Annotated in this window: 9 protein-coding genes; 3 read left to right on the forward strand and 6 right to left on the reverse strand. The window is 35.5% G+C overall.

What is annotated here, in order from left to right; genetic code table 11:
• Positions 1 to 115 precede the first annotated feature (115 nt).
• Positions 116 to 1,846: an arginine--tRNA ligase gene (gene argS, locus DK857_RS12775; RefSeq protein ID WP_109393843.1), complete on the forward strand. Its 1,731-nt coding sequence runs from the start codon at positions 116 to 118 to the stop codon at positions 1,844 to 1,846.
• A 141-nt stretch (positions 1,847 to 1,987) separates the two neighbouring features.
• Here argS and DK857_RS12780 read toward each other — a convergent pair whose 3' ends face one another.
• From DK857_RS12780 to rimJ, 4 genes are all read right to left on the reverse strand, one after another.
• The gene (locus DK857_RS12780) at positions 1,988 to 2,260 is read right to left on the reverse strand and encodes a hypothetical protein (protein WP_109393844.1); all 273 of its coding nucleotides are present in this window, start codon (positions 2,258 to 2,260) and stop codon (positions 1,988 to 1,990) included.
• Between the two features lie 1,017 nt (positions 2,261 to 3,277).
• On the reverse strand, positions 3,278 to 4,813 hold the full coding sequence (gene murJ / locus DK857_RS12785) for a murein biosynthesis integral membrane protein MurJ (protein WP_109402359.1): 1,536 nt from the start codon (positions 4,811 to 4,813) through the stop codon (positions 3,278 to 3,280).
• A gap of 144 nt (positions 4,814 to 4,957) precedes the next feature.
• Entirely contained in the window at positions 4,958 to 5,554 is a 597-nt protein-coding gene (locus DK857_RS12790) for a TetR/AcrR family transcriptional regulator (protein ID WP_109402360.1), read from the reverse strand.
• Positions 5,555 to 6,403: 849 nt separating this feature from the next.
• Complete coding sequence (rimJ, locus tag DK857_RS12795; protein ID WP_109402361.1) at positions 6,404 to 6,985, reverse strand: ribosomal protein S5-alanine N-acetyltransferase; 582 nt, start codon at positions 6,983 to 6,985, stop codon at positions 6,404 to 6,406.
• A gap of 197 nt (positions 6,986 to 7,182) precedes the next feature.
• On the opposite strand from rimJ, the gene mdtH reads away from it, so the two are divergent.
• Positions 7,183 to 8,385 (forward strand): multidrug efflux MFS transporter MdtH, encoded by a 1,203-nt coding sequence (mdtH, locus tag DK857_RS12800; RefSeq protein WP_109393848.1) that lies wholly within the window; start codon positions 7,183 to 7,185, stop codon positions 8,383 to 8,385.
• A 42-nt stretch (positions 8,386 to 8,427) separates the two neighbouring features.
• Entirely contained in the window at positions 8,428 to 8,982 is a 555-nt protein-coding gene (locus DK857_RS12805) for a lipoprotein (protein WP_109393849.1), read from the forward strand.
• Between the two features lie 118 nt (positions 8,983 to 9,100).
• Here DK857_RS12805 and DK857_RS12810 read toward each other — a convergent pair whose 3' ends face one another.
• Together DK857_RS12810 and DK857_RS12815 are read right to left on the reverse strand one after the other, a co-directional pair.
• Entirely contained in the window at positions 9,101 to 9,673 is a 573-nt protein-coding gene (locus DK857_RS12810; protein WP_109402362.1) for a TorD/DmsD family molecular chaperone, read from the reverse strand.
• Between the two features lie 256 nt (positions 9,674 to 9,929).
• Positions 9,930 to 10,538, reverse strand: coding sequence for a 2OG-Fe(II) oxygenase (locus DK857_RS12815; RefSeq protein ID WP_109402363.1), 609 nt, complete (start codon positions 10,536 to 10,538; stop codon positions 9,930 to 9,932).
• Positions 10,539 to 10,859: the final 321 nt, after the last annotated feature.

The raw sequence follows: 10,859 nt of genomic DNA on the forward strand, positions 1-10,859 counted from the left end.
TAGCATGTTCTAGCCGGAATATGTTATAAATTCAAGGTTAATCCTAATTCTTTATAAGAAACCTGTCAGACTTTTGTCGTCAGGTTTTATTTTCTCAATAATTTAAGGTAACCCGGTGAATATTCAGGCTTTTCTTTCAGAAAAAATCAGTGTGGCAATGTGTGCTGCTGGTGCACCCGCTGATAGCGAACCTCTTGTCCGTCAGTCAGCCAAAGTACAATTTGGTGACTATCAGGCAAATGGTGTCATGGGAGCTGCAAAAAAAATGGGGATCCCACCCCGACAACTCGCAGAAAAGATCCTAGAAAAGCTCGATATTACAGATGTTGCAGATAAAGTTGAGATCGCAGGCCCGGGTTTTATCAATATCTTTTTATCTCCACAGTGGGTTGCAATGCAAGCTGAATACGCGTTAGCAGATGAACATCTAAACGTAACACCCGTTGAGCCTCAAACTATTGTTATCGACTATTCATCTCCGAACGTTGCAAAACAGATGCATGTTGGCCACTTACGCTCAACCATTATTGGTGATGCAAGTGCGCGTACTTTATCTTTCCTAGGTCATAATGTTGTTCGTGCCAATCACCTTGGTGATTGGGGTACGCAATTTGGTATGTTAATTGCGTATTTGGAGAAAAAACAAAATGAAAATGCCGCTGATATGGCATTATCTGATCTTGAAGAGTTCTATCGTGAAGCGAAAAAACACTATGATGAAGATGAAGTGTTCGCAGAGCGTGCCCGTAATTATGTTGTGAAATTACAAAGTGGTGATGAATACTGTCGTACAATGTGGCGTAAATTAGTTGATATCACTATGCAACAAAACCAAGTAACTTATCAACGCCTTAACGTCACATTAACCGAAGATGACATTATGGGGGAAAGTCTTTATAACCCAATGTTAGCGGGTATTGTTGCTGATTTAAAAGCAAAAGGCCTTGCAGTAGAAAGTGAAGGTGCAACGGTTGTTTTCCTTGATGAATATAAAAACAAGGAAGGTGAACCTATGGGTGTTATCGTTCAGAAAAAAGACGGTGGCTACCTATATACAACAACTGATATCGCTTGTGCAAAATACCGTCACGAAACATTACACGCTGATCGCGTACTTTATTATATTGACTCTCGTCAGCACCAGCATTTAATGCAAGCTTGGACGATTGTTCGTAAAGCAGGCTACATCCCTGATTCAATGTCACTTGAACACCATATGTTCGGTATGATGTTAGGCAAAGATGGTCGCCCATTTAAAACTCGTTCTGGTGGCACTATTCGTTTAACCGATTTACTTGATGAAGCTCAAGAAAGAGCGCGTACATTAATCGCTGAAAAAAATCCAGATATGGATAAAGACGAGTTAAATAATGTTGCTCGCGTTGTGGGTATCGGCGCTGTTAAATACGCTGACTTGTCAAAAAACCGTACAACAGATTACATCTTTGATTGGGATCTGATGTTAAGTTTTGAAGGTAACACAGCACCTTATATGCAATATGCTTATACTCGTGTTGCTTCAATCTTCAAACGTGCAGAAATTGATGAAAATGCGTTAACACAACCTATCGCACTAACACAATCTCATGAGAAACAGCTTGCATTACGTTTAGTCCAGTTTGATGAAACCATTATGCAAGTTTCCCGTGAAGGAACACCTCACGTTATGTGTGCTTATCTTTATGATCTTGCACAAACCTTCTCTGGCTTTTATGAAAACTGCCCTATCTTATCTGCTGAAGATGAAAACACTCGTCAAAGCCGTTTAAAACTGGCTCGTTTAACCGCGAGAACCTTAAAACAAGGTTTAGATACTTTAGGCATTGAAACCGTAGATAGAATGTAATTCATCTCTGTTTTCAAATAACAGCGATAAAAAAACCGATGGCAATTCACCATCGGTTTTTTTATTTATCAGTTCTAAATTATTTAGCCAATATAACTTATAAAAAATTTGCTCAATCAAACTTCCAATACGACTGAATAATTAATCTTCGTTAGCCGTAATAACATCCTGGCACAATAATCCTGAAATATCTTTGCTCTCAATCCAACCATCAACGCTATCAATAGGTTTATCGGGGCTGTATAAGCGCTGGTCAACATCTTTAGCTGTAAAGCTAACTTTCTCATTTGTTTTATCAAAAACGCCCACACAATTCACTGGAGTTAGTCTTGAAGTTTTAATTTTTCCATCAGCAGTACAACCTGCAAGAAACAATGTAGCTAAAGATACAGAAAGGATAAGTGCTTTTTTCATAGTAACTCCTTGACACTCTTTTATTTTTATTTTTACTAACAATCGTTAGTCGATTATTTAGTAGTCATTAAACTAGAAACTAAACATGCCTTGTAACTGACTTGAGTATAACGAATAAATGGAAAAATATTTGAGTTATTGAGCTATTAATGAAAAAACAAGAAACATTGAGAAGGAATAGAAAAGAGAGGGAAAAACAGAAAACAACGGCGGACAAATGAAAGCAATAATTAGTGTACCATACTGAATTCTCAGTAATCTAATTATCTATTAAAAATAGATTTAGCATTAATTTCATTATTCACACGACTTATTGTTTACTGCTTATCCCCAGCAATCGTGTTACCTATTCGAAGCGCAGACAAAATAGATATGATCACTTTCAGTAGTACTGAACGATAACAAGCAAATAACTTTACAGTCACGGTTAATCTACCTGAATAAAGAAATAATAATATGTCTTAAATCAAAAAAATCAAATATTTTAAAATATACTGCAATATTTTGAAATATTTGCAATATCTCATCATTAAGTAAGAAATATTTAACAGATGTGTCAATTTTTAAACCCATACAACACAAGAGAGTTTATCTAAAAAAAGATAATTCGTCAAACCATAAGTGCTTAGAATATAGTGTCTATTTTTTTACTTTATGTAGAATCCCATTACTAGTAAACAAATTGTCTAAAGATATTCGATATGATTAATGTTTAGAAAAATTTATTAATAACCATTAAAAAGTGTGTTCCAATGCCTAAAAACTGTATAAATCATTTAAAAATTGGAAAAAAAATTTAATAAAAAAAAGAGCAAGAAAAATATTTTTTGCTTCTTTTTTTCTTTTTAAGAGTCACTGAATTCGCGTAACTAAATGCTAGAAGTGTGATCAATGTGGCATTATAAATAGTCTAAAAATAGAGAAAGATTCTAGATGGGGAGAGTTGTGTTGATAAAAACATTGTTAATTTTGCAACTCCTCGCGTTTATACAAAAAGCGAGGAGTCTCTGTTTTCAGTTATAACGCACGTAGTGAGAAATGACGAGGCCTAAAACCTAATACATACAGCGCAACAAAATAACTCCCTGCTCCGACGACTACAACCAACAACAAGCGTAATATACGCATTGGCATACTGCCAATATCCCAACTTGGCATGACCCACAACATTCCAACTAATACAGCACCCATTACGGCAAGTGCAATAACAAGTTTCAATAAGAACACTGGCCAACCGGCTAAAGGCTGATAGATATCTTTCTTACGGATTTGCCAAAACAACATAGAAGCATTGAAACAAGCCGCAATACCAATTGAAAGAGCAAGGCCCACATGTTTTAAGCTACCAATAAATGCAAGGTTCATTAATTGTGTGAGGATCAATGTGGCAATCGCAATTTTTACGGGTGTTTTAATATCCTGACGAGAATAAAAACCTGGCGCTAAGATTTTTATGATAATCAGCCCCATTAGTCCAACACAGTAAGCAATTAGCGCTTGTTGTGTCATTAATGCATCATGAGCGTTAAAATTACCATACTGGAATAAAGATGCAGTTAAGGGCCCTGATAGTACCGCTAAACCAATAGTACAAGGCAGTGCTAATAAAAAGCACAGTCTTAACCCCCAATCCATCAGTTTTCTATATTCTTCAGTATTGCCACTGGCAAAGCTCTTAGATAATGAAGGAAGTAAGATTGTACCTAATGCAACCCCTAATACCCCTGTCGGTAACTCCATCAAGCGGTCTGCGTAATACATCCAGGAAACAGAACCAGAAACTAAAAAGGAAGCAAAAATAGTATTGATAATCAATGATATTTGGCTAACTGAAACACCTAAAATAGCAGGCCCCATCAATTTCATTACACGCCAAACACCGCTATTTCTAAATGAGACGCGCGGTAAAACAAGCATACCGATTTTTTTCAAATGTGGTAATTGATACCCAAGTTGTAATATTCCTCCCGCAACAACAGCCCACGCTAAGGCCATAATAGGAGGATTGCAATATGGGGCGACCACTAAAGCAAAAAAAATCATGCTGACATTGAGGAGCGTCGGTGCAAAAGCTGGTACTGAAAACCGATTCCAAGTATTTAAAATAGAGCCCGTCAATGAAGCTAATGAAATAAGAAAAATATAAGGAAAAGTGATCCGTAATAGATCAGTCGTTAATTGAAATTTATCAGGTGAACTACTAAAACCCGGTGCTGTAACATAAATTACCCAAGGCGCAGCAATAATACCAATCACAGTGACCACGGCTAAAATAAGCGTCAGCATACCCGAAACATAAGCAATAAAAGTTCGCGTTGCTTCCTCACCTTGCTGATTTTTATATTCTGCCAGAATTGGAACAAATGCTTGAGAAAATGCTCCTTCTGCAAAAATACGACGTAATAAGTTTGGCAATTTAAAAGCAACAAAAAAGGCATCAGTTGCCATACCTGCACCAAAAATACGCGCAATAATTGCATCACGAATAAATCCTAGTACCCGTGAAAATAAGGTCATAGAACTCACTGCAGCGAGTGATTTAAGTAAATTCATAAAGTTATTCTAATTTTTGTTGAATGGAATAAAAAGAAAGGGACTATACTCCGTCTCTAACATCGAAAAATCAATCTTCAATTAGCTAAGAATACACTGACTCTGTTTATCTACGACTAACCAAAGCGATTAAAAAATAGCAACTTATGGCTTTGTGAGCATTTTTCTCAACATCACTTCCAGCATAGTTTTGTTCTCTCTTTCATTAAATTCAGGATCAATAATATTTCTTCTCATTGAACCATCTGCGATAACTAACAGCCATGTTGCAATTTTTTCTGGCTCAAGTGTTGAGTCTATCAGCCCTCTTTTAATACCGTTTTTCAGCATTGCAATCAAACGCTGTTTGTTGTTTCTTTCATTTTCAATAAAAATCTCGTGAATGCTCGCATTACGTGAAGCCTCAGCAAAAATTTCAATGCTAATACGTGCATATTCCGGTTGATTATAGAGCTCTATAATTTCCTTCATTAAATCGATAATTGCCTGAATACACCCTTCTTCAGCTTCATAGCGACAAAAAATATCGTCAAATAGCTGTGCATCTTCTAATACTATCGCTTCAATAATCGAATTTTTATTCGGAAAATAATGAAATACATTTCCTGGGCTCATACCGGCTTCACGACAGATTTCTGCTGTTGATGTGGAGTGAAAACCTTTTACAGCAAAGCAACGTATTGCAGCATCAATAATATGCTTCATTTTCACTTTTTGTTTTTCAGTAACAGTCTTGTTCATAACATTAAAAATCTCTGGACAAAATAAATTAGACTGATTAGTCTACAAAAAAACTAGACCAAACAGTCTAAAAAGTTAACCCTATTATTGCAGAGTAACGATATCATGCAATTACTTAATGAACACTATCAGCTTCGTGTTGCAGAGACTTCAGATATTCCTGAAATTATTCAATTATTTGCACACGCATTTCGTTTTTAATTAAATGCTTTTAATATTGATAGCACTAATCCTAATCAGCGTCAGCAATTAGAAGCTATTTGGAATTCATTAGCCTGTAAAAAAATAGCCAACAATTTGTTGTCACTAATAATGGAAAAATTATCGCAACATTTTGTTTAGTAATAAAAGAAAACGACTTTATTGCAAATCCCTTTATTAAAACACCATCCTTAGATTATTGGCGTTTTGGTATTATTCATCATATTAAGCAAAAGATTTTCTTTTCTTTATTTGATTATACGCCAAATAAAAATGAAGTTTACTTGGCACATATTGCCGTATTATCACCATATCAAAAACACGGTATTGCCCACGCTATACTTGAGTGGATAACCTAATATAGTAAAGATGTTCTGAAAAAAGCGTATTTATCACTTTATGTCGATACTCATTATGAAGGTGCGCTTGATTTGTATCGAAAGAATAGATTTTATATTGAAAAAGAAGAGTCCTCACGCTTAACATAGTCTATTTTCCATATTCAGCATTGGTACTATATGTTAAAAAAAACGGATCAGATGACTTATTAAATATTACGGTTATCATTAAAAAAGAGGCTAAAAGCACTGACGTAACGACGTTTTTAATATAATTATAAACAGTGCTTTCCTTCCATAATGACCAATATTAACGTTTAAAATAAGCTCGCGTTGTTAATGCAGTCAGTACGTGATCTCGCCACTCTTGATTAATTTGCAGATAGTTTTTGGCATATCCTTCACGTTCAAAACCATGTTTAGCTAATAAGTTTCCACTACGTAAATTATGGGGCATATAATTCGCCATAATACGATGCATTCCCTGCTGCCGTTGCATATAACGAAGTGTTTCCGTTAAAGCTTCAGACATATAACCTTGGCCTTGCCATTTTTCACCGACTGAATAGCCTAAAAAACAGGCATTAAAAGCACCACGCATAACATTGCTATAATTAGCGACACCAATAATTTCATCTTCTTTTTGTGTCAACAGCAGAAAATGAAAAGCACTTTCTTGCCGGTGTAATTCATTCATATATTGTAAACGGTGTTCCCAACCAGAGGGTATATAATGTGTTTTATCTCTTACAGGTTCCCACGGAATTAAAAAACGACGATTTAATGTATAATAATCAGCCAATCTTTCAGCATCTCGCTCGTATGCCAAACGAATGACTATTCTTTGTGTTTCAAAACGAATTTTAGGAATTCCGCCACGATAACCAAACATTACGATCTCATTATCCTTTGATATAAATAAGTCTAATTCTGAAGCAACTCTTCTTATTCTGCCACTAACCTTAATAAAAAAATATCATCTTTAATTTACTAGGAATTATGCACATTTAGAGACAGAATAGTCGAAGAAATAAATTATTTCATTCCCCCCTTATCTTATTTAAATTATTTACTTATTGATGGTGAGTAATGGCGCTGGTAACACAAGCCCGTACTTTGGGTAAATACTTCCTCCTAGTTGACAATATGTTAGTTGTCCTAGGTTTTTTCGTTGTTTTTCCGCTTATTTCTATTCGTTTCGTCGAACAATTAGGTTGGGCTGGTGTTATTGTCGGTTTTGCTTTAGGGCTTAGACAATTAGTACAACAAGGCCTTGGCATTTTTGGTGGCGCCATTGCAGACCGTTTTGGTGCAAAACCAATGATAATAACAGGCATGTTATTACGAGCTTTAGGTTTTGCTTTAATGGCAATGGCAGATCAACCCTGGATACTTTGGTTATCTTGCATTTTATCCGCATTAGGTGGAACTTTATTTGATCCACCTCGCACAGCGCTGGTTATAAAATTAACCCGCCCTTATGAACGCGGTCGTTTTTATTCTTTATTATTAATGCAAGATAGTGCAGGTGCCGTTATTGGTGCACTCATTGGTAGTTGGCTATTACAGTATGATTTTCATTTAGTGTGCTGGGTTGGTGCGGGTGTTTTTGTTATCGCAGCCTTATTTAATGCTTGGTTATTACCTGCTTATCGTATCTCAACAACCCGAACACCAATTAAAGAGGGGCTAAAACGAGTATTCCTTGATAAGCGCTTTGTCAGCTATGTCTTAACACTGACAGGTTATTTTGTATTATCTGTTCAAGTTATGTTGATGTTTCCTATTATCGTCAATGATATTGCGGGTACACCAACGGCAGTAAAATGGATGTATGCCATCGAAGCTCTGCTTTCGTTAACTTTGCTTTATCCTATTGCTCGCTGGAGTGAGAAACGTTTCAAATTAGAACAGCGTTTAATGGCTGGCTTATTTTTAATGAGCATCAGCATGTTCCCTGTTGGTATGATCCATTCATTACAAAGTATCTTCTTTATTATTGGCCTGTTTTATCTTGGTACTATTACAGCAGAGCCTGCACGCGAAACATTAAGTGCATCACTTGCTGACCCTCGCGCTCGTGGTAGTTATATGGGTTTTAGCCGCTTAGGCTTGGCATTTGGGGGAGCTATTGGATATACAGGTGGCGGATGGATGTATGATTTAGGTAATCAATTCGATATGCCTGAATTACCTTGGTTCTTACTAGGAACTGTAGGTTTAATAACACTTTATGCGTTACATCGCCAATTTAATCGTAAAAAAATAGAAACAGCCATGCTTACTCCCTAGAGATCAGGTAAACTCTTAGTTATCAATGATCAAGGAGTGTTTATGAAAGCAATTTTTCTAACCAGTATATTAGTATTAACAAGCTTAATCACAGGGTGTGAACAGCTCAAGCAATTTGATGTGAGTGAAAACCTCATCAATGACTATATCAGTCAAAAGATAAATCTTCAGAAACATATTGGTGAAGATGAGGTTGTATCTGCTGATATTAAATTAAGCAATCTTTCTATTCAAATTGGTCGTACTGAGCCAGGTAAAATAAGTCTTTCTGGTACAACTGATCTGATAATTAATTCATTCTTTGGTAAGACAAGCGCTAAAGTTGAGCTTACGTTATCAGGCCAACCTTTTTATCAAGCTGATAAAGGGGCGATATACATAAAATCAATGACTATTGATAGTTACAAAGTCTCTCCAGAAAAAATGGATGCAGTAGTTGTGGCACTAAAACCTTATTTAGATACAACTATTACGACTTACTTTGATAACCACCCTGTTTATGTTCTTAACCCAGAAAAAAACAGTGCTGAAGCTGCCGCGTTTAAACTGGCTAAAGGAATTGAAGTTAAACCGGGTAAATTCGTCATCCAACTCTAATAGTTACGCGAGTTGATTAAAAATATTTATCGTCATTAATGAGAAAGGCAAACCCAATGGTTTGCCTTTTTTATGAATAAAAAAATACTTTTACAAAGAAATATTTATATTACTCAGCTTACATATTTTCTGTCTCATCACTCTCTTCATCATCAGAGAGTTCTTCACGTAATGCTGATAATGCACCACGGGTAATACCTGCTAGTGTACGATAAAAGCCACTTGTTGCATGAGCTTCAACCTTACCTAAAAATGCGCCAGCCCAAGGCAGCAGATATTCATCAAATAATTGTATTTGAGCTAATACTTCATCTTCCGCTGAATTATCTTCAAGCCATGAAGCAGCAAGTAATAAAGCACCAAAGCTGTCTGTTGCATTATCAGTAACAGGCATACCCCTTGTGACTAAAAATTGACGAATATCGTCTTCTTTGATCTTTTCATAATCATGGGCATAAACAGATACAGCTGGCGCTTCGCCACCAAAAAGGGATTGATAATCAGCTTCAACAATATCCAAATCTTTAACACTGCTTTTTAATGTATTAAAGAGCTCATCTTGCTCTAATGGCCATAGCTGACTAAGTTTCCCCTCACCAATCATTGTAATAATTGGTGATAAAATAGGATCTTTAGGGTCACGTTGAAATAATGTGCCTAAAAGTCGGCAAACTATTGAGAATTCATTCATTGTATTTTTATCCTAAAAAGTTTCGCGTTATTGTGCTTTTACTGGTAAGAAAATCAACGTTTTTCGTCATTTCTCATCTATTGTTAATATTAATTTTACTATCTTTAACCGCTTAAAACAGAAAAAGCGCGCTCTTATTATTAAGTCTTTACTTAATATAAGAAACGCGCCTAATCCCATGCTACTTATCTTCTAAAGCAGTTTTATAATAAAATATTAAAAACAACTTTATGACAACAGCATTTTATTGCATTTTTTAACTAGCTATATCGAGAAAATTATCTCTTACACCATTCACACGAAACCATCCTGCAATACTTATTCTCTCTTTATTAGTAGGAAGTACTTCATGAGGGAACTGTTCTGAAAGGAAAACAACTAAACGCCCACCTTTAGGAGCCATTGTTGCAAGTTTATTATCGTCCAAATCATAAATAACTAACTCGCCGCCATCTTCTTTTTTCCAATCCTCATTAAGATACAATACAGTCGTTAATCGCCGAGTTACATTTTCTTTAAACGCATCCAGATGTTTTTTATAAAAAGCGCCTTTTTCATAACAAGCAAAATGTGCTTCATATTCAAAAAGGCCAAGAAAAAACTCACGATTTACAGCACGTTGAATAGACTCCATTTGCATTAAATAATGCTGAACAGGTATTCCCATTTCTGGTTCTAACCAACTGATTTTATCACTGCGTATCGCCGTCTCTGCCTGCCGATTTTCGTGACGCCCAATACGAGCTTGTTGTGCGTTGTCACCAAAACAAGCTCGTAGTTGTTGAACAGCCTCAGGTGTAAGGAAATCATCCCATACACACCATCCTTTCTCTGCTATTTGCTCAAGAAGTTCTGCTATATTCATTAAGTATATTGTCTTATTAACATGGGAAACTACTTTATATCACCAAATTAAGTAAAACTACAATTTAATAAACTTATCTTTTCGATAACCTCATTTTATTAGTGAGAAACTCCATATAACCAGAAAGTTATAGTATTTACAATATATTACGCTTTTAAAATATACGGGGATCTTTTAAAAACATAGCGTTATCAGCTAATATCATTATTTTTATTCAAAGTTATATAAGATAAATCAATATTTAACTAAAAATAATATTTTGCCGATATGCTTTTTAATTTTTTAGAATTATCATCAATATTAGCTTCACCATCAATATTA

Source organism: Proteus terrae, from assembly GCF_003144325.1.
GTDB lineage: Bacteria > Pseudomonadota > Gammaproteobacteria > Enterobacterales > Enterobacteriaceae > Proteus > Proteus terrae.

Bases quoted from the DNA above. Each gene is read 5' to 3' on its own strand.
- DK857_RS12780 (WP_109393844.1), bottom strand. From the start codon at position 2,260: ATGAAAAAAGCACTTATCCTTTCTGTATCTTTAGCTACATTGTTTCTT.
- murJ (WP_109402359.1), bottom strand. From the start codon at position 4,813: ATGAATTTACTTAAATCACTCGCTGCAGTGAGTTCTATGACCTTATTT.
- DK857_RS12790 (WP_109402360.1), bottom strand. From the start codon at position 5,554: ATGAACAAGACTGTTACTGAAAAACAAAAAGTGAAAATGAAGCATATT.
- rimJ (WP_109402361.1), bottom strand. From the start codon at position 6,985: ATGTTTGGTTATCGTGGCGGAATTCCTAAAATTCGTTTTGAAACACAA.
- mdtH (WP_109393848.1), top strand. From the start codon at position 7,183: ATGGCGCTGGTAACACAAGCCCGTACTTTGGGTAAATACTTCCTCCTA.
- DK857_RS12805 (WP_109393849.1), top strand. From the start codon at position 8,428: ATGAAAGCAATTTTTCTAACCAGTATATTAGTATTAACAAGCTTAATC.
- DK857_RS12810 (WP_109402362.1), bottom strand. From the start codon at position 9,673: ATGAATGAATTCTCAATAGTTTGCCGACTTTTAGGCACATTATTTCAA.
- DK857_RS12815 (WP_109402363.1), bottom strand. From the start codon at position 10,538: ATGAATATAGCAGAACTTCTTGAGCAAATAGCAGAGAAAGGATGGTGT.